A 21,746-nucleotide genomic window follows, 5' to 3' on the forward strand; every position below is an offset into this window, starting at 1 on the left:
TGGTAGTACTGATAATTCATATAAAATGTTATTGGAAATGTATCAAAGTACTAATGATAAAAAATTATTTAAAATTGTCAAATTAAGAAAAAATTGTGGGCAGAATTATGCTATTGAAGCAGGTATTTCTCATGCTTCTGGAGACTTTATAGGATTTATATCAGCTGATTTACAAGATCCTATAGAGTTGTTTTTAGAAATGATACATTTTCTTGAACAAGATGAAGACTTAGTTATTGCAAAACGAGAAGCTAGAAAAGATAAAGGAATAAGCAAGTTTTTATCTATGTTTACTCACTATTTAGTAAATAAATATGTCAATAAAAATTTTCCACAAGGTGGATATGATTTTTGTATGTTTACAAAAAAAGTTGCAAAGGAAGTCTTAAAAGTAAAAGAAAGAAACGGGCAACTGCCAATATTACTCTTAAGTTTTGGCTTTAAATATAAGTTTTTAAACTATGAAAGAAAAAAAAGAGAAGCAGGTAAATCACAATGGACTTTTAATAAAAAAATTAAATTATTTATAGATATATTTACATCTAATTCTTATTTACCTTTAAGGGCAGTATCTGTAATAGGTATTGGTTCATCAATAGCAAGTGTGTTTTACTTTATATTTGTACTCTTTGAATGGTTATTTTTCAAAACAATAGGTGAAGATGTTGTTAAAGGATGGACAACGATTGTTCTACTTATTACATTCTTTTCAGGTTTAATTCTTTTGTCAATAGGTATTATTGGTGAGTATATATGGAGAATTTTAGACGAAGTTAAAAATAGAGATAGATATCTAATTGATAATAAAATTGGTTTTGAAAATGATTAATGCAAAATTTATTAAGTTTATATTTGTAGGTGTATTAAATACTATATTTAGTTATATAATATTTGTTCTAATTTTTTATTTTTCTAACAATAAAGAGGTAACTTTAACTTTATCGTTTGTAATTGCTATTATCTTTAATTATTTAATGATTTCAAAGTATGTTTTCGATGATAAAAAAGCATTATATAAGTTGTTAAAATTCTTTTTAGTTTATTTACTTTTGTATATTGTAAATATCGTACATCTTAAAGTAACTGTAGACTTCTATGGTCTGAATGTTTATTTAGCACAGTTTTTAACTTTATTATATCTACCATTATTGAGTTTTTATATCAATAACAAGTATGTTTTTATTAAGAATGGAGATTAATAATGGAATTTAGTATTTTATTTTTTTATGTGTTAGCAATTTTATTTTTCTCAGGTTATAGTTTATCTTATGTGCTAGATAATCAGAAAGTATATATTGAAAAAATAATTCTCTATGGCTTTTCCTTAATAGGCACTTTAGCATTAGTATTTAGTACTTTAAAATTTAGTGTTTTAACATCATTTTGGTACATAGTATTTTGCATTTTTGTGATTAATATTGTTTTATTTGTTAAATATAAAATACGGATGGTACGATTCGAAAATACAAAATATGAAATTGCTTCTATGTTGTTCATGGTCTTAGTAATTGCATATCCATTGATTTATTTTGGACTTGAATTTCATTCTTTTTACAATTTTGATTTTTATTTTTATTCTGTAATGTCTAATTGGCTTTTAGATCATGACATTACAACAAGAATATTGGATAATAATACAATAATGGATTCTGTATTATCATCATCAATGCGTGATACAATGGTTACAAGAATATTTACAGAATTTTTTACTGCATTCAGTACTGTTATACCATCATATTTTGGTTATGAAACAAGAAACTTATTTATGGTAAACCATACAATATTTGCAATTATTTTGCCAGTGATGGTTTTGAGGGTTTTAGGCACAAAAATTAAATCAAATATCTTACTACTACTTTTGGTAGGCTGTAATGCATTAATTCATTTTGGGTACTTTTATCAATTGTTTCCTCAAACGGTAGGTATGGTATTATCGTTCTGGATAATTTTTGAGTTTAAGAATTTCATACAAGATAATAGATTATTTAGATTGACAATATCAATTTTAGTTCTTTTTATTACATATCCAGAAATAACACCTGTAGTTTTATTACCATTAATTATTTCATTTTTTCTTCTTAAAGGATTAAATAGAAAATCATTTCTGACTTTTGGAAAAGTTTTGTCATTATTTTTTATATTGGGAGTTTTACTTACAAACTATTACTTTATAGATATGTTCAAATTTTTAATTGAGCAAATTTTACATGGTTTCCAAAGTAATATCAAAGAAGGAGAAATATTATTTCCATATTATTTAAATTATTCTGGATTTATTTCGTTATTTGGCTTACTTACAACTCCGAATGATTTCTCTTTAAATGTATTTAGTTTTATTAGTTCTGACATAGTTTATTTAATATTAGGACTCTATTCAATAATATTAATGATTTTTGTCATTATCGGTATTAAGACATATTATAAAGAAAATATAATAGTGTTTAGTGCATTTATAATGTACCTAAGTTTATTCATTCTATTTTTTGCTAAAAATAAAGACTTTTCAACTTTTAAAATAGCTTTTCTAATACAACCATATTTAATAATAGGACTCTATTATGGTTTACGGTACATTGAAAGAAAATGGATTTTATATGCTGTAGTTAGTCCATATATAATTTTGAATTTAGTCACGAGTTTTACATATTCGTATATGAGTCTAAGCGATAATGGAGTTATGAGAGAAGTTAAAGGTGATATGATTAGTCAAGGTGGCGAATTTAAAAATATTCAAAAAGAGCTTCAGAATGATAAATACACAGATAAAGTTTTTTCGACTACAGTAACAAATTTAGCACTTGAACATTGGATAAGTTATTTTTTAAGAGGTAAAGAGCAAGTTATCCCTTTGATTGGTAAGCAACTAGGTAGTGGAAAATACAATATAACAGGACATATTACTCTTAATATAGATAATCATGCTAATTCTGTAGATTATTTTATTTTAGAAACAAAAAAAAGTAATGTCTTAAATGAATTTAATGATATCAGTCAATATGAGTATAAAAGTGATAATTTCGAAATTGTCCAATCGTCAAACATCAGTAACTTTATAATTCCTAATAGAATTACATCACCATATCTAATGGAAGCTTCTATGTATAAAGAAGACTTGATGAATTTTCCATGGTATCTTTTTAAAGATATAACACCTTTTGGAGAAATTGGGCATTTGTCTAATAGTAGTGATTTTTATATTATAAATCCTTCTAAAGATAAAAGTAAATTTATTTTTACTTATAGTGGATATTACACATCAAATACAATAGAAAAAATAAAACTGTACAATACTCATTCTAAAAAAACAATATATTATGATAATGCAAATAGAACTTTTACTAGGGTGGTTTTAGATGATATTATACCTTTAGAAAATCAACAATTTAGTTATGTAGCTGAATATACTCCATCAACTAAAATTGATGTTAATAATTTAACTGCATTTTTAAATAAAGCAAACCCTAGTATGAGAGATATTGTTATATCTTTATATCAATTTTCATTTATAGATGATGATTTGTATAATTCGAAATATAAAATCCCATCAATAATTACAACTAAAGAGATGATAGAAAATGAATTATTACCTATCAATGGTATTTATGAAGATGGATGGGCTATAAATGAAATAAATACAGAATTACAATATGATAAGCAGAAACATACTAAATTTTATTTTGATTATAATTTACCAGAGTATTTTAATAATCAAAAAATTCAAATTTATATTGATAATAAAATGTTAGAAGAAAAAATAGTTGATAAGGGAGAACACAAATTAGAAGTTAACATAGCTAACACGATAAATTTTTCTAAAGTAGTTAGTATAAACTTGAAATTTTCAAATATGAATATTATTTCTCCTGAAGACAAAAGAGAGAGTTCAATTTATATGAAAAGCTTTGGATTTAAATAATGTTAAACTACATTCTAAAAAACACCCTATCAGATTACAAAAATAGTTATAAGAGTTCATTCCTAAGCTATAGCTGGGTGATAATTCATCCACTTTTGCTCTTAGTTATTTATAGTTTTGTATTCACAACTATTTTACAGCCAAGAATTGACCCGAACAATGATGTGTCATATACGGTTTATTTGTCAGTAGCTATACTGCCTTGGATAGTATTTTCAAATGCTATATTGCAAGGAACTTTGAGTATCTCTAACAATGTTTATCTTATTAAAAAACTTAATATACCTCTTTATGTGTATGTTACAAAAGAAGTACTTGAACAGTTTTTAAATATGTTTATAGTTTTACTTTTGCTTATAGGCTTTTTGTATTTAAATGGAATATCATTTTCTGTGAAGTGGTTATTGTCTATCATCCCTTTTATTTGCCTTTTTTTCTTTGCTTTGGGGCTTAGTATGTTTTTGGCTAGTATCAATATTTTTTTTCGAGATATAGAAAAAGCTATTGGAATAATTTTACAGATAATGATGTGGATAGTACCTATTGTTTATCCTTGGGATATAGTTCCAAAGAATTTTCAATGGGTGATATTTTATGATCCTTTATTTTATTACTTTAATGCCATAAGAGAAGTTTTGATTTTTGACCACTTGATTAATGCAAAGCATTTAATTATAATTCTTATTTCTTCATTAAGTATGTTTTTTATTGGTTTATTTACATTGAAACGACTCGAAAGTGATATAAGGGATAGTATATAGATGAATAATGTAATTACAGTAAAAAATTTAACAAAATCTTTTAAATTATATCATAGTAATAAGGATAGATTACTAAATATTATTCCTTTTATAAATAAAAGATTTGATATGCATATTTCATTAGATAATATCTCTTTTGAGATAAAAAGAGGTGAGTTTGTAAGCATCATAGGGAAAAATGGAAGTGGTAAAAGTACATTGCTTAAGATACTTTGTGGAGTATTGCAAAAAACAAGTGGAGAGTATATTGTAAATGGTTATATCGTTTCTCTTCTGGAACTTGGTACTGGTTTTAATCCTGAATTAAGTGGTAGGGATAATATTATCGCTTCATCGAAGACAATGAATTTTGATATAAATTATATTAACTCAAAGATGAATGAAATAGAAGCTTTTGCTGATCTGGAAGAGTATTTTGATATGCCTATCAAAACTTACTCATCTGGGATGTATGTACGACTTGCTATGAGTCTATTTTTGCATTTAAATCCAGATATATTTATAATAGATGAGGCTTTAAGTGTAGGGGATATTTTCTTTCAACAAAAGTGTTTTGCTAAAATAGAGCAGATGAAAAAAAATGGTGTGGCATTTTTATTTGTTAGTCATGACATAAATACTGTGCTAAATATGTCTGATAGAGTTTTACTACTAGATCATAGCAAACAGATATACTTTGGAGATAAGCATGAGGCTTCAAGGCTATATTTACAACATAATAAATTATCAATAAACAGTGAAACTAATAATTTGAAAAAAGATAATTTATTAGAAAATTTAAATCCAGATGTATATGAAGATAAGGCAAGCATATATTCTTTAAGAGTTTTCAATCAAGATGGCATAGAGACTTTAGATATTGATTTGGGGAAAAGTTTAGTATTTCAAATAGATTATAAAATTCACGAGCAATTGATTGATCCAACTATTTCCTTAGTTCTGAAAAATAGGCATAATATACTTATTACAGCTATAACATATACTCTTGATTATAATAAATTTTTAGCAAATATCACAGTACCCTTTAACTTAGAAGGTGGTGAATATTCATTTGATTTAAATATTATTGATAGAAAAAGTAATAGTGAAATAATGCCTATTATAGAATATAAAAATATTAATATAGTAAAAGTTTTTTTTGATTATCAGAATTCTATACCACCTTTTATTGGTATGGTTGGATTAAATACAAAAATTAAATTTGAATAACGAGGATAATATGAACAGTAAAATTTTAGATTTATACAAATGTGTAAATTGTGACTCCCAACTTAAAGATAATATTGAAAAGGAAGTTCTAGAATGTACTAATTGTTCTTCAGAATATCCTATTATAAATAAAGTTCCTGCATTTTGTTATAATGCATTAAATAATAATATAACTGCTAAAGCTTTCTCAGAGCAATGGACACATTATAAAAATGGAGAATATGAAGAAGATGAAGTATTTGGCTTAAAAGCTAGTGATTATTTAGAACATTTTTGTTACGCATTTAATATTAAAAATATTCATGATTTTGAAGGAACTATTTTAGAAGTTGGCGTGGGAAGTGGACATTTAATTAATGTTCTTGCTCAAAATGCTCCAAAAGCTACTATTATTGGAATGGATATTAGTGATAATATATTTAAATTATCTAATATAATGAGTAAATATCCGAATGTTTTTTTAATTCAAGGAGATTTATTAAATCCTCCAATTAAAAAATTCTCAATTAAATATATATATTCTTCTGGAGTTATACATCATACAAAAAGTGTGTATGGTAGTATTAAAAGTTTATGGGGTTTACTTAAAGATAATAATGGACAATTGTATTTTTGGATATATCCATCATATCAATATTGTGCTTATGATAGATTGCGTAATATGCTTGGTAAACCTTACTTATTTAAAGAGAGAACACGATATATTTTATCAAAAATATTAGCACCTTTTTTATGGGTTTATTTTTTCATAACAAAAAAATATTCATATAAAATTTCATTGGAATCTTTAAAGACAGTATCTTTTAGAATTTTTGATAATATTTCACCAGAGTTTCAGCATAGGGTTTCAAAAGAGGAAATCAAAGAATATTGTGAAAAATTAAATATTACAAACTACACTATTAAAAATGATTTAGGTGTTTTGTGTATAAAGGATAAAGATGAGTAAAATATTAGGAATAAACTATAGTGGATTCCACGATACATCTATGGCTATTGTAAATGAACAAGGTAACATTTTAACTGCTTGTTCTTTAGAAAGATTTACGCGAGAAAAACAAGATGGAAGAGTATCGGAAGAGTTATTAAGAAATATAGATTTTAATGAAATTGAAGAAGTTATTATTACTACCAATAAAAATTTTGAAAAACAAAAACATATTAGTAAAGTACATCCACAAAAATTAAAAGTGCAAAGGGATGTTGATTTTCAGCACAAAGAAGAATTTTATAAATTTATAGAAAACTTACCTCTTTCAAATATAAGTTTTATGGATCATGAACTAGCACATGCTGCTAGTTCTTTTTGGCTTAGTGGATTTGATGAAGCTGTATGCTTGGTATATGATGGTGGAATGTATAATACTAACATTTTTGGTGGTGTTTATTCCTGCTCAAAAAAAGATGGTATTAAGCTGATTGATGGTTTCGACATTAATATATATTCTAAAATTACTACACTGTACACTGTAATAACAGCTATGCTTGGATTTACTCCAAATAAGCATGAGGGTAAAATAACAGGACTTGCTGCATATGGTAAATATGATGAAGGGTGTACAAATATTCTTATTGATTGGTTTGTAAATAAATATGATGAGTTAGAATCATCATTGGAATGGATTTTTAGTTATGGTCAAGAGATAAATCCTATTTTTCATAAAAATAGTAAAAAAATTGCCTTAATTAAAGAATCATTTAAAATTTTTGATAAAGAAACTATTGCTTTTAATTTACAATTTTTTACTGAAAATCATATATTGAAAATTATTGAAAATATGTATGAAAACAATATGCTACATAAAAACATATGTTTAGCTGGTGGACTGTTTGCAAATGTAAAAATTAACCAAAAAATTGCTGATTTTAAAAATTTTAAGTTTGCCAATATTTTTGTTGCTCCTCCGATGGGTGATGAAGGTACAGCATTGGGTGCTGCACTACAAGCTGTGAATAATAAATATATGGTCACTACCTTTTGTAATACTATGTATTTAGGTGATAGTTATACTGAGAATGAAATATTAAATGTTTTAGATGAGTTGAAAGTTGTTTATCAAGTAGTTGAGAATCCATCAAATAAAATTGCAAATATCTTAGCAAGTGGTAGTGAAGTGGCATTATTTGACTTGAGAATGGAATTTGGTCCAAGAGCATTAGGGGCAAGATCTATTTTAGCTCCAGCTAATGACAAAACAATAAATGATAGATTAAATAAAAAACTCAACCGTACAGAGTTTATGCCATTTGCACCAATGACTCTTGAAGAATATTTAGATAAGTCATATGTAAATTTTGAAAATAAAAAACTTGCGATGAAATTTATGACTATAGCATGTGAGTGTACAAAATGGATGGCTGATAATATGTCAGCAGTTGTTCATATTGATAATACGGCACGACCACAAATAATTACCAAAGATGATAAGTTTATATATAAAATGATACATACTTATAATGATTTGACAGGATTATCAAGTATTGTCAATACATCTTTTAATATACATGAAGAACCTATTATAAATACTCCATATGAAGCTGTAAAAGGTTTTTTGATTTCTGGATTAGATTATCTGTTTTTTAAAGAAGCTAATATATTAGTTAAATATGAAGATAATAAAGATTTAGCATTTCTATTTGTAAAAGAAAGAATGCTTTCACATAAACCTAAAGAAAAACAATATCAGAAGTTAGCAAAATATTTTGAAAGTAAAAATCAACTATTAAATAATCAATTAATTACTAAAGAAAAAGTTTTGCAAGAATATTCTACTTCTTTATTAGAAAAAGAAAACGTAATAAATGAATTATTAAAAGAGAATAAAATATATAAAAACAATATATTGATAAGAATATTAAAAAAACTAGGATTAATTAAATGAAATTTTCAATCGTAACCCCGACATATAATCACAAGAAATATATAGATACAACAATAAAAAGTGTGCTAGAAAACAAAAAACACTACCCAAATGTAGAGTATATTGTAATTGACGGCAACTCAAAAGATGGTACTCAAGATGTGGTACGAAGTTATGGAAGTGAAATAGATGTATTTATCTCTGAACCTGATAATGGACAAGCTGATGCAATAAATAAAGGCTTCACTCATGCTACAGGAGATATATATGCATATATAAATTCTGATGATTATTACTATCCTGAGACTTTTAAAAAAGTAGCAAAGATATTTGAAGAAAACTCAGATATAGATGTAGTATATGGAAACTGTACATTTGTAAGTGAAGATGAACAATTTTTTAGATATTTTACTGAAATAGAGCCATATGATGAGTATAGACTTAGGTCTTGTACAGATTTTATCATGCAACCTGCTTGTTTTTGGAGAAAAGAGATATATGATAAGTGTGAAGGCTTCACAAAAGATTTTCATTTTGGATTCGATTGGGAGATGTGGTGTCGTATGGCAAAACATGGAGCTAAGTTTCATTATGAGCCAGAATTATTTGCAGTAAACAGAGAGTTTGAAGAAACAAAGACTTCTACAGGTGGAGATGTAAGGTTAAGCGAATTAAAAAAGATAAATAAACTTCATATGCAGTCCTTATTGCCTTATGCATATTATTCATATTCGTCAGGAGAATATAAGACCCAATATAATAATTCTAATTTAATAAATGAAAAAATTAGATTGAGATTAAAAGCTTTATTTTATAGATTTTTATCAATTAACAATATGATATATAATCATAAAAATTTTAATAAACAAAATCTTTATGGTATTGTTCATCATTCGGCATTTTTAGAACAAAATATTAAGCTTTCAATTCCTTATTATAAAAATGAAAATAATCCATATATTGTGATGGTTTTACAAAGTCATTTAAAGGGGCAAAAAGTTAATGTTGTAATAAATAATGAAAATGAAATTATTAGAGAGTTTAAGAATAAAAATTTGATTTTAATTTATCAAATAAAGAATTTAAGTCAAAAGAATATTGATATAAAATTGAGTTTTTTAAAAAAAGAATTTAAAGCTTTTGGTTTAAAAAATAAATTATTTAATAGAAAGATAAATTATGCATCAACATATATTATGTGTGATATTTATACAGAAGACGAAATGAGAGAATGCTTAATAAATTAAAATTATCAATTATAACAGTTGTTAAAAATGATAGACAAAATATAGAAAAAACTATATTGTCTGTTATTAGTCAAAATATTGAGCTAGAGTATATAGTTATTGATGGTGGTTCAATAGATGGTACATTGGATATAATTAATAAATATGAAGACAAAATAGATATATTAATTAGTGAAAAAGATGATGGGATATATGATGCGATGAACAAAGCTGTCAAGTTAGCTTCAGGGAAGTGGATATGTTTTATGAATAGTGGAGATACATTTTTCAATCAAAATAGTATAAAAGAATTATTTGAAAAAGCTGATAAAAAAGCTGATATTATTTATGGTGATAATGAAATTAGATATTTGAATAAAAGTAAAATAATAAGAGGAAAAAAAATTGGTAAAATATGGCAGGGCATGGTATTTTCACATCAAAGTTGTTTTGTAAAAAAAGAAATATTAGTCCTTCAGCCCTTTAATATAAAAAATGCAATTACTGCTGATTATGAGTTGTTTTATAATCTTTATAAAAATAAGTATGTTTTTAACTATGTATCGGTAATAGTTTCATCTATAAGTGCTGGTGGAGTTTCTGATATAAAAAGAATTGATAGTATTGTTAGTAGATGGAATATTTTACCTAAAAGTTTTAAGATAAATGTATATTATCTTAATCTTATTATATGTGAGATGATGAAAATAGTTGTTAAGCTTTTTATAAAAAGAGTAAAGAGTTAGATGAAAATATATTATGATAATATTATTTATTCTTTGCAAAGAGCAGGTGGGATATCTGTTTATTGGAGTGAACTAACTAAAAGATTATCTTTATTAAATGACACTTATTTTTATGGACATAAGAATGATAATATTTTTATGAAAGACTTAAATATTGATGTTAAAAAAGAATCTTTTATTAATTACAAAATATGTAGATATTTAGATTTTAGAAAAAAACTTCCAGCTAAATCTATTTTTCATAGTAGCTATTATCGAATAGCAAATCAAAAAGATATTATAAATGTTATAACAGTGCATGATTTTACTTATGAATATTTTAGAAGTGGATTAGCCAAATATATTCATTCTTGGCAAAAAAGTAGGGCTATTAAAAAAAGTGATGGTATAATTTGTATCTCAGAAAACACTAAAAAAGATCTTTTAAAGTTTTATCCGAATATTTTAGAAAAAAAAATAGAAGTGATTTATAATGGAGTGAGTGATATATTTAAACCTCTTGATAAGTCATTAAATCACTTAAATAAAACTTTTAAAGAATTAAGAGAAAAAAAGTATATTTTGTATGTGGGGGATAGAATAGGGTATAAGAATTTTGATCTTGTAGTTAATATATCAAATAAACTTGATGTTTATTCTTTAGTAATTATAGGTGGAGGAAGTTTAAAAGAGAAAGAAAGAGAAAAAATAAATATAGAATACTTTCACTATGAAAATATATCAACAAAAGATTTAAATGTTTTGTACAATAGTGCTTTTTGTCTTTTATACCCTTCTAGTTACGAAGGTTTTGGTATTCCTATTATAGAAGCTATGAAAGCAGGGTGTCCTGTTGTTAGCATGAGTAAATCTTCAATTCCTGAAGTTGCTGGGGACGCTGCATTGTTAGTTGAAAATATAAATGAAGAAGATTTTATAAAAGAAATTTTAAAACTTCAAGATGATGACTTATATAATAGTTGTATTAGGAAAGGATTAGAACAAGCAAAAAAATTTAGTTGGGATAAATGTTTTGATGATACATATGCTTTTTATAAAAAGTTAAAGAGTGAGAAGTTCTAATGAAAGTTACAATAATAACTGTAGTATTAAATGGAGCTAAAACCATAAGAAGTACAATTGAGTCTGTATTAAGTCAAACATATAAAGATATAGAATATATAATTATTGATGGACAAAGTACAGATGGAACTATAGAAATATTAAATGAATATAAAGATAAAATTGACTTGATATTAAGTGAACAAGACAAAGGATTATATTCTGCAATAAATAAAGGTATAGAATTAGCTACTGGTGATGTGATAGGATTAATTCATAGCGATGATTTTTATCTTGATAATTTAGTTATTCAAAGAATTGCAGATGAGTTTTATAAAAAAAAGGTTGATACGGTTTTTGCAGATTTAATTTATGTTAAGAATAATAATTTAGAAAAAGTATTACGTTATTATAGCGCAAAAAATTTCACACCCAAACAATTGACATATGGTATTATGCCTCCTCATCCTACTTTTTTTGTAAAAAAAGATATTTTTAATAAATATGGATATTATAAAACTGATTATACTATAGCTAGTGATTATGAGATGTTTGTTAGGTTATTATATATTAATAATGTGTCATTTTCTTATATTAATTTGCCAATTATTAAAATGAGGATTGGAGGATTAAGTACTGGGGGCTTAAAAAGTAAAATTTTGTGTAATATAGAAGTTGTTAGAGCTATTAGAAATAATGGGATAAAGGTTAATCACATTATAATCTTTAAAAAATATCCAATTAAAATATTGGAGATAATAAAAGGGTATTTATATAATTTTTTGATTAAAAAATAGAAATAAATATTAAATATTGAGAGGAGATACTTAGCTTGAGAAGCTATTTTAATAAGATATCATTACTTTTATCAGAGACAGGGAAAAGAAGTTTAGTTTTTATGTTTTTCTTTTCTATAATTGTTTCTTTAATTGAGACGATAGGTATTGCAATAATTATGCCTTTTGTATCCGTTGCAAGTGATTTTGAAAAGATTCATACAAATAAGTATATTGAAATAATATATAACTTTTTTAATTTTACAAGTGAAATAAATTTTGTAATAGGATTTGGAGTTGGATTAATCTTCTTTTATATAATTAGAAGTGCTCTTAATTTAACGTATTTTTATTTTTTGTCTAAATTTTCAAAAGGAATTTATTATACATTATCTGTAAAATTATTAAAAAACTTTTTACAAAGAAGTTATAGAGACTACATAGAAGAAAATAGTTCAAATTTATCAAAAACAATTATAAATGAAGCATTAAATTTTACAATGGTTTTAAGTTCCATATTATTTATTTTGAGTGAGTTATTTGTTGTAATATTTATTTATTCTTTTATGATTTTCATGGATTGGAAGATAACTTTCTTTTTGACATGTTTTCTTTTGTTGAATGCTTTTATTTTGATTAAAACGGTTACAAAAAAAATCAAAAAAGAGGGTATAAATAGGGAGTCTTTTCAAAAAAACTTTTACGAAACATTAAATTCTACTTTTGGAAACTTTAAAATTATTAAGCTCAAAGTAAATATTGAATCAGTTTTAGGTAAGTTTTCTATTACCTCAAAAGGTTTTTCAAAGTCCAATATTATAAATGAAACATTAAGTCATTTACCACGATTATATTTAGAAGCTATTAGTTTTATATTATTGATTTTTATTGTTATATATTTGTTATATACTAATCAATCTAATATTTCTCAGTTTATGGCATTGATATCTGTTTTTATTTTGGGACTATATAGACTTATGCCTTCTGTAAATAGAATTTTATCGGGATATAATCAAATAGTTTTTTATAGTAGGTCTACTGATATTTTGTCTGAAAGTTTATTATTTGAAACTGAGAAATTAAATAAAAATAAAATTGATTTTAAAAAAAGTATAAAATTAGATGACTTGAAGTTTGGATATGTTAAAAACAATTATATTATTAATAATGTAAATTTGACTATAAAAAAAGGTTCTAAAATCGCATTTATTGGTGAAAGTGGTAGTGGTAAGAGTACTTTAGTTGATATAATTATGGGCTTGTATAAACCTGTAGAAGGTTCAGTTTTAATCGATGATATTAAACTTACAAATGAGAATATGATTTTGTGGAGAAAAAAAATAGGATATATACCTCAAGATATATATCTTTTTGATGGAAATATTGCACAAAATGTTGCATTTGATGATAGTTTTGATGAAAAAAAAGTTATCGAAGTTTTAAAAAAAGCAAAACTATTTGATTTTTTAAATAAATATCATCAAGGTATTTTAACTGAAGTTGGAGAGAAAGGTGTTAAATTAAGTGGTGGACAAAAACAGCGTGTAGCGATTGCAAGAGCTTTATATGATGATCCTGAAATTTTAGTGTTAGATGAAGCTACATCAGCTTTAGATAATGAAACAGAAGCTAAAATAATGGATGAAATTTATGATGTAAGTGAAAATAAGACATTAATTATTATTGCACATAGATTAACTACAATAGAAAAATGCGACAAAATTTATAATTTAGAAAATGGGGAAATAAAATGAAAGTAGTATTACTTGCAGGTGGATATGGGACAAGGATATCAGAAGAAACTGATGTAAAACCAAAACCTATGGTGGAGATTGGTGGGAAACCAATACTTTGGCATATTATGAAAATATATAGCCACTATGGTTTTAATGATTTTGTAGTACTTCTTGGATATAAAGGATATTATATAAAAGAATATTTTGCAAATTATTTTCTTCATCAAAGTGATGTAACTATTGATATGCAAACAAATAAAATGGAAGTGCATAATAACACAAGTGAACCATGGAAAGTTACATTAGTAGATACAGGTCTTGATACTATGACTGGTGGAAGAATAAAAAGAGCACAACATCATATTGGAGATGAAACCTTCCTGTTAACTTATGGTGATGGTGTAAGTGATATAGATATAACTAAAAGTGTAGAATTCCATAAATCACATGGAAAAGCAGTAACAATGACAGCGATACAACCTGAAGCTAGATTTGGAAACCTTGATATTGATGATAATGAAAATATAAAAAAATTTATAGAAAAACCAAAAACTGAAGCAGGTTGGATAAATGGAGGATTCTTTATCTGTGAACCTAAAGTATTCGACTATATAAGTGATGATGAGAATTGTGTATTTGAGCAAGAACCTCTTCAAAACTTAGCATTAGACGGAGATATGGTAGCATTTAAACATAGTGGATTTTGGCAACCTATGGATACATTAAGAGATAATCAAAAACTTAATAAACTTTGGAAAGAGAAAAAAGCACCGTGGAAAGTATGGTAATGCAAAACTTATTTGGTGGGATATATAAAAATAAAACAGTTTTAGTAACAGGACATACAGGTTTTAAAGGTTCTTGGCTTGTATTTTGGTTAAAGCAAATGGGCGCTAAAGTAATAGGATATTCACTTGATGCTCCTACTATTCCAAATCATATTTCACTTTTAAATCTTGATATTATTTCAATAATTGGGGATATAAGAGATTTGGATAAGTTAAATGAAACTTTTAAAATTTATAAACCAGATATAGTATTTCATCTTGCAGCTCAACCCCTTGTAAGATTATCTTACGATGATCCTGTAAATACATATGAAACAAATGTTATTGGAACTCTAAAAGTATTTGAAGCTTGTAGAAAAAATAATGTAAAAGCAATTGTAAATATAACAAGTGATAAAGCTTATGAAAATAAAGAATGGATATGGGGATATAGAGAAAATGATCCAATGGGAGGGTATGATCCATATAGCTCTTCTAAAGGGTGTGCAGATATTTTAGCTTCTTCTTATAGAAATTCATATTTTAATATTAAAGATTATAAAAAAACTCATAATACACTACTTGCATCTTGTAGAGCGGGAAATGTTATAGGTGGTGGAGATTGGGCAAAAGATAGATTGCTTACAGATATTATGATTTCTGTTTCGCAAGGTAAGAAAGTAAGCATTCGAAACCCGCATGCGACAAGACCTTGGCAACATGTATTAGAGCCTCTTAGTGGATATCTAAATATTGGACAAAAACTATTAGAAGAGAAAGTGGAATTTTCTGAAGCTTGGAATTTTGGTCCAAGTGATGAGGGGAGTATTACTGTAGAAGAAGTTGTAAAAAACGTAAAAAAATACTGGGATAAGATTGACTATGAGATAAATCAAGATCAAAATCAACTTCATGAAGCTAATCTTTTAAAATTAGATTGTAGTAAAGCACATATACAACTTAAATGGAATGATGTTTGGGATAGTAATAGTACATTTAAAAAAACGGTCACATGGTATAAAGAATTTTATGAAAATAAACAAATTTCTACATTATCAGATTTGCTGAGCTATATAAATGATGCAAAAGAAAAAAAAGTAGAGTGGACATTATGAAAACTAAAATTTCAGATTATTTAATTGATTTTCTTTTAGAAAAAGATATAAATAAAGTATTTGGATATATTGGTGGTGCAGTAGCTCATATATATCATTCAATTGATAAAAATAAAGATATAGAGATGATCAATTGTATTCATGAACAAGGTGCAGCATTTGCAGCAGAAGGATATGCAAGAATTTCTGGAAAATCAGGAGTTACTTTTGCTACGAGTGGACCAGGTGCTACTAATCTTATAACTTCTATTGGAAGTTGTTATTTTGATTCTGTTCCTACAATGTTTATAACAGGACAAGTAAATACTTATGAATATAAATATGATAACCCAGTACGACAAATAGGATTCCAAGAAACAGATATAGTAAGTATTGTTAAACCAATTGTGAAATATGCGGTTATGATTGATAAAATAGAAAACATAAAGTATGAATTAGAAAAAGCATATTTTATATCACAAAATGGAAGAAAAGGACCTGTATTAGTTGATATTCCTATGAATATACAAAGAAGTGAGGTTGAATTAAATGAAATAAATTCATTTTTTGATTCAGAAGAATATAAAGAATATAGTTCAGCTGATAATGTAAAAAATTTTTCTGATGTATTTTTATCTTTAAATGAATCAAAAAGACCAATTATCTTAATTGGAGGAGGCGTAAGACTATCTAATGCTAGTGAAATATTATTAGAATTTGTCAAAAAATATAATATTCCTATTGTATATTCATTAATGGGGAAAGATGCTATAAGTGAAGATTATGAGTATAATTTTGGGCTTATTGGTTCATATGGAAATAGATATGGGAATTTAGCATTAGCAAATAGTGATTTAATATTGGTGCTTGGGTCACGATTAGATACGAGACAAACTGGTACTAATCTTGAAACTTTTGCAAGAGAAGCAAAAGTTATTCAAGTCGATATTGATAAAAATGAATTAGGTTCTAAAATAAAAATTGATATTGAGATTAATAGTAATGTAAAAGATTTTATTGAGATTCTTAATAAAAAAGAAATAAATATAGATATTTTACCTTGGCTTGAAATACTAAATTCATACAAAGAAAGATTTAGTTCAACGATAGGAATAGATAAAAACATAAAAATTCCAAATAAAGTTGTTTCAACAATTTCAAAATATTTAAAAGATGAAGTTGTAAGTGTTGATGTTGGACAACACCAAATGTGGGTAGCGCAGTCATTAGCTACTAAAAATAACCAAAGAGTTCTTTTTTCTGGTGGAATGGGTGCGATGGGATTTGCATTACCTTGTGCTATCGGTGCTTGTATTGCATCTCAAAAAAGGACTATTGTAATTGCTGGTGATGGTGGTATTCAAATGAATATACAAGAACTTGAAGTAATTAAAAGGAGAAGACTTCCTATTAAGATATTTATTTTAAATAATAAAAATCTTGGGATGGTAAGACAATTTCAAGAACTATATTTTGATAAAAGATATTCAGGAACAATTGACGATTATAGTGTACCTAATTTAGTTGAAATTGCTAAAGCATATGGACTAAAATCTAGAATAATCAAAGATATTAAAAATATAGAAATTGAATTTAATGACATTTTTTCAAATGATGAACCAGAATTAATTAATATAGAGTTACCTGTTCAAATGACTACGGTTGAACCAAAATTAATTGTTAATAAGCCAATCGAAGATATGCATCCTTTTATTTCAAAAAATGAACTCCATTCACTGATGGTAATAAAACCTTTAGAAGATTAAGCATGAATATTTTTATTACTGGTTCAAATGGTTTTCTAGGGAGACATTTAAAAGAATATTTTCAAAATAATTATTTTTTTTATAAATTATATATTCCATCAAGTATAGAACTTGATTTATACGATGAAGAGAGTGTTGATAAGTATATTTTGAATAATAAGATTGATATTATAATTCATCTAGCAAATCGCGGTGGGGATAGAAATAGCATTGATATGAAAAATGCAACAGAGTATAATCTTCGTATATTTTATAATATTGCAAAGCATGAGAAGAATGTAAAAAAGATAATATCATTTGGTAGTGGGGCTGAGTACGGAAAACATAAACCTATAGTTGCTGCAAAAGAAGATGATTATTTGAAAATTCAGCCTTTAGATGAATATGGGTTTTATAAATCGATTACATCAAAGTATATTGAAAAATCTGAAAAAATAGTTCAGCTTAGAATATTTGGTGCTTATGGTGAATATGAAAACTATAAATTTAAGTTTATATCTAATGCTATAGTTAAGAATTTATTTCATCTTCCAATCATAATAAATAAAAATGTTTATTTTGATTATATTTATATAGATGATTTAGTGAAAATAATAGATTGGTTTATTCACAATGAAAACAAAGAAAAAATATATAATGTGACAACGGGCAAAAAAACTGATTTATTAACCTTAGCAAATTTAGTTAATGCAACAAGTACTTTCACATCAGAAGTAAAAGTTTTGAATGATGATTTAAATAATGAATATACATCTAATAATGATAGGTTAATAAAAGAAATAAAAGAGTTAACTTTTACATCTCATAAAGATGCTATAACAAAGATGAGAGGGTATTTTAGTTATAATCTTGAGAATTTGGACAAAAATACGATAATTAATGACCCATATCTTAAAAAAATAGAAAATATGTGGAAAGGAAAATGAGTGAGAGAAGAAGAATTAAAAGAAGAAATTTTAAATAAAACAAGAGAATATTATGAATTAGTTCATAAAAAGCAACAATCAGTTAAATTTGTAAATGGAGAATCTAGAGTTAATTATGCAGGGCGTGTATTTGATGAAAAGGAGATGGTAAACCTTGTAGATAGTTCTTTAGATTTTTGGTTGACGTATGGTAGCTATTCAAAAAAGTTTGAAAATGAATTATCAAAATTTTTAAATGTAAGATGGTCTTTTTTAGTAAATTCAGGAAGTTCTGCAAATCTTCTTGCTTTTTATGCACTTACTTCTCCTCTTCTTAAAGAAAGACAAATTAAAAGAGGAGATGAGGTTATCACTGTTGCTGCTGGATTTCCAACTACAGTTGCACCAATTGTACAATATGGGGCTGTTCCTGTATTTGTAGATATGGAACTTACCCATTTTAATATTGATGTTTCACAATTAAAATTAGCATTATCAACTAAAACAAAAGCTATTATGATAGCACATACACTAGGGAATCCCTTTAATATAAAAGCTGTAAAAGATTTTTGTGATAAGCATAACCTTTGGTTAATAGAAGATAATTGTGATGCTTTAGGTTCTACTTATGAAGGAAGACCGACTGGTACTTGGGGAGATATTGGTACAAGTAGCTTTTATCCTCCACATCATATGACAATGGGTGAAGGCGGAGCAACATACACAGATAATCCACTTCTTAAAAAGATAATGCTTTCAATGAGAGACTGGGGAAGGGATTGTTGGTGTGAGAGTGGTGTCGATAATACTTGTAAATCTAGATTTTCTCAAAGTTTTGGAAGTTTACCTAAAGGATATGATCATAAGTATGTTTATTCTCACTTTGGATTTAATCTTAAAGCAACAGATATGCAAGCAGCAATTGGTGTAGCTCAATTAGAGAAATTCCCACTATTTGTTGAAAAAAGAAAAGAGAATTTTAAAAAATTATATGATGGTTTAAAAGAGATAAAAGAGTTTACTTTGGTTGTAGCTCAGCCAAACTCAGATCCTAGTTGGTTTGGATTTATGTTAACACTAAAAGATGATGTAAAATTTAGTAGAAATGAGATAGTTGAATATTTAGAAAAGAATAATATTCAAACAAGAAATCTTTTTGCAGGAAATATGCTAAGACATCCTTTATTTGAATCTTTAGAAAAAGATATAGAGTATAAACAAATTGGAGATTTAAAAAATACAGATAAAATAATGAATGACAGTTTTTGGATAGGTGTATATCCTGGAATGGGTGATGAAGCAATAAGATATATGATAAATATAATTAAGGAGTATGTGTATGAATATTAGACATACAAAAGGTTGGCAATATTTTAGAGGTTTTTATTATTATTGTAGAAATCTTTTTAATACTTACATAAAATCATTTTTTACAAATTCGTATGCTCAATATGGTGAAGATAAACTTATTGAAAAACTATTAACTAAAAAAAAAGATGGATTTTATATTGATATTGGAGCAAATCATCCAGATAGATTTAGTAATACTAAAATGTTTTATAAAAAGGGCTGGAAAGGAATTAATGTTGAACCAAATCCAATTTCATTTAAAAAATTTAATAAAAGAGTAAGAGATATAAATCTTAATATTGGAGTAGGGAAAGATAAAAAAGAATTAGATTTTTTTTGTTTTGAAGCAGACACATTATCAACATTCTCTGAAAATGCCAAAAATGAGTATCTAAATTATGGATATAAATTGAATCAAACAATAAAAGTTAAGGTTAATAGTTTAGTAAATATTTTTGAAGAATATAATATAAAAGAAATAGATTTTTTGTCAATTGATGTAGAAGGGTTTGAAATGGAAGTTTTGAGAAGTAATAATTGGAATATATATAAACCAAAATTAATTATTCTTGAATCAAATGGTTTAAGTGATAGTTCTAATGTAATTTATGAACATATAGATTTTTTAAGACCTTATGGGTATGAATTAAAGTATTTTAATGGCTTAAATTCATTTTTTGTTAAAAATAATGAATAAGTTAACAATATATATTCCAACATATAATCGTGCAGAATCTGTGTTGAAACAACTTAATTTAATAAAAACAATTAATAATGATAATATAACTGTGATTGTAAGTGATAATTGTTCAACTGATAGAATAGGTTATGAGAAAGTAAAAGCATTTTGTCTTAATAATAACATTTTATATATAAAAAATTTTGTAAATGTTGGTGCTGATGCAAATATATTTAATGGATTTATAGTTTCACAAAACTCTAAATACATTTGGATATTAAGTGATGACGATTTACTAAAAAAAGATGCAGTTGAAAGAGTACTAGAAATCTTAAATAATAATAATTTCGATTTATTATTTTTTACATTTCATTATATAGAAAATCTTAGTTATGCTACTTGGAATCAAGCTGATTTATATAATAAAAATATAAAAATTTCTGATGGTAGTGGATTAATTAGTAATGTCATATATAAAAGTGATTTTATAAAAGAATCTATCCCTATTGGATTTCAACATATTTACACTTGCTTTGCACATTTAGCGATATTGATAGATTCTTTTTATAATAAAACTGCAGAGATTGGGAGGATTGGATCTTCTTCTTTTTTTGTGCCAGAAACTAACTTACCTCCTGCAATAAGTGCTTCTTATAGTAAAAGTTATTTTGGATTTGTTTTATTAGCTGAGTTATTTGAAGATAAGTTAAAAAAAGAATTTATTATAGAATGGTCTAAGTTTAAAAATTTAAGACATTGGTTTATTAAAAAAAGAGACAAAATTGCATCTCAAAATTCAATATATGCAAAAGCATATATTTCAAATTACTCTTTCTTTTTTAAATTTAAACTTTTAATTTGGTACTTTCTTACTCCATTGTTTTTAGTATTAAAAAAATATAAAAATAGATAA

19 protein-coding genes are annotated in these 21,746 nt (G+C 25.8%); all 19 read left to right on the forward strand.

Translation table 11 applies throughout. The annotated features are described in order from the left end of the window. A partial coding sequence (locus CRU95_RS14840) for a glycosyltransferase (protein ID WP_129101904.1) occupies positions 1-829 on the forward strand: 829 nt, incomplete at its 5' end. Then, positions 822-1,199, forward strand: a complete 378-nt coding sequence (locus tag CRU95_RS16995) for a GtrA family protein (RefSeq protein WP_129101905.1) — start codon at positions 822-824, stop codon at positions 1,197-1,199. The genes CRU95_RS14840 and CRU95_RS16995, both read left to right, overlap by 8 nt. A gap of 248 nt (positions 1,200-1,447) precedes the next feature. After that, positions 1,448-3,916, forward strand: a complete 2,469-nt coding sequence (locus CRU95_RS14850) for a hypothetical protein (RefSeq protein ID WP_129101906.1) — start codon at positions 1,448-1,450, stop codon at positions 3,914-3,916. Then, complete coding sequence (locus tag CRU95_RS14855) at positions 3,916-4,677, forward strand: ABC transporter permease (protein ID WP_129101907.1); 762 nt, start codon at positions 3,916-3,918, stop codon at positions 4,675-4,677. Before CRU95_RS14850 ends, CRU95_RS14855 begins: the two co-directional genes overlap by 1 nt. Continuing rightward, the gene (locus CRU95_RS14860; RefSeq protein ID WP_129101908.1) at positions 4,678-5,886 is read left to right on the forward strand and encodes an ABC transporter ATP-binding protein; all 1,209 of its coding nucleotides are present in this window, start codon (positions 4,678-4,680) and stop codon (positions 5,884-5,886) included. A gap of 10 nt (positions 5,887-5,896) precedes the next feature. Further along, complete coding sequence (locus tag CRU95_RS14865; RefSeq protein WP_129101909.1) at positions 5,897-6,835, forward strand: class I SAM-dependent methyltransferase; 939 nt, start codon at positions 5,897-5,899, stop codon at positions 6,833-6,835. Beyond that, entirely contained in the window at positions 6,828-8,768 is a 1,941-nt protein-coding gene (locus CRU95_RS14870; protein WP_129101910.1) for a carbamoyltransferase C-terminal domain-containing protein, read from the forward strand. Before CRU95_RS14865 ends, CRU95_RS14870 begins: the two co-directional genes overlap by 8 nt. Next, positions 8,765-9,994 (forward strand): glycosyltransferase family 2 protein, encoded by a 1,230-nt coding sequence (locus CRU95_RS14875; RefSeq protein WP_129101911.1) that lies wholly within the window; start codon positions 8,765-8,767, stop codon positions 9,992-9,994. The genes CRU95_RS14870 and CRU95_RS14875 overlap by 4 nt, the downstream gene beginning before the upstream one ends. Continuing rightward, positions 9,979-10,719, forward strand: a complete 741-nt coding sequence (locus tag CRU95_RS14880) for a glycosyltransferase family 2 protein (protein ID WP_129101912.1) — start codon at positions 9,979-9,981, stop codon at positions 10,717-10,719. Before CRU95_RS14875 ends, CRU95_RS14880 begins: the two co-directional genes overlap by 16 nt. After that, positions 10,720-11,781, forward strand: coding sequence for a glycosyltransferase family 1 protein (locus CRU95_RS14885; RefSeq protein ID WP_129101913.1), 1,062 nt, complete (start codon positions 10,720-10,722; stop codon positions 11,779-11,781). Continuing rightward, entirely contained in the window at positions 11,781-12,557 is a 777-nt protein-coding gene (locus CRU95_RS14890) for a glycosyltransferase family 2 protein (RefSeq protein WP_129101914.1), read from the forward strand. Before CRU95_RS14885 ends, CRU95_RS14890 begins: the two co-directional genes overlap by 1 nt. A gap of 35 nt (positions 12,558-12,592) precedes the next feature. After that, the gene (locus CRU95_RS14895) at positions 12,593-14,290 is read left to right on the forward strand and encodes an ABC transporter ATP-binding protein (RefSeq protein WP_309109228.1); all 1,698 of its coding nucleotides are present in this window, start codon (positions 12,593-12,595) and stop codon (positions 14,288-14,290) included. Continuing rightward, on the forward strand, positions 14,287-15,060 hold the full coding sequence (rfbF, locus tag CRU95_RS14900) for a glucose-1-phosphate cytidylyltransferase (protein ID WP_129101915.1): 774 nt from the start codon (positions 14,287-14,289) through the stop codon (positions 15,058-15,060). Before CRU95_RS14895 ends, rfbF begins: the two co-directional genes overlap by 4 nt. Then, entirely contained in the window at positions 15,060-16,154 is a 1,095-nt protein-coding gene (gene rfbG / locus CRU95_RS14905; protein WP_129101916.1) for a CDP-glucose 4,6-dehydratase, read from the forward strand. The genes rfbF and rfbG overlap by 1 nt, the downstream gene beginning before the upstream one ends. After that, positions 16,151-17,899, forward strand: a complete 1,749-nt coding sequence (locus CRU95_RS14910; protein ID WP_129101917.1) for a thiamine pyrophosphate-binding protein — start codon at positions 16,151-16,153, stop codon at positions 17,897-17,899. Before rfbG ends, CRU95_RS14910 begins: the two co-directional genes overlap by 4 nt. 2 nt (positions 17,900-17,901) lie before the next feature. After that, a complete protein-coding gene (locus CRU95_RS14915) occupies positions 17,902-18,825 on the forward strand; it encodes an NAD-dependent epimerase/dehydratase family protein (protein ID WP_129101918.1) in 924 nt (307 codons plus the stop codon). Next, the gene (rfbH, locus tag CRU95_RS14920; protein WP_129101919.1) at positions 18,826-20,154 is read left to right on the forward strand and encodes a lipopolysaccharide biosynthesis protein RfbH; all 1,329 of its coding nucleotides are present in this window, start codon (positions 18,826-18,828) and stop codon (positions 20,152-20,154) included. It abuts the gene before it with no gap. Further along, entirely contained in the window at positions 20,144-20,851 is a 708-nt protein-coding gene (locus tag CRU95_RS14925) for an FkbM family methyltransferase (RefSeq protein WP_164969808.1), read from the forward strand. Before rfbH ends, CRU95_RS14925 begins: the two co-directional genes overlap by 11 nt. After that, on the forward strand, positions 20,844-21,746 hold the full coding sequence (locus tag CRU95_RS14930; RefSeq protein WP_129101921.1) for a glycosyltransferase family 2 protein: 903 nt from the start codon (positions 20,844-20,846) through the stop codon (positions 21,744-21,746). The genes CRU95_RS14925 and CRU95_RS14930 overlap by 8 nt, the downstream gene beginning before the upstream one ends.

Source organism: Arcobacter sp. F2176 (assembly GCF_004116465.1).
In the GTDB taxonomy this organism is placed as follows: domain Bacteria; phylum Campylobacterota; class Campylobacteria; order Campylobacterales; family Arcobacteraceae; genus Arcobacter; species Arcobacter siniprincipis.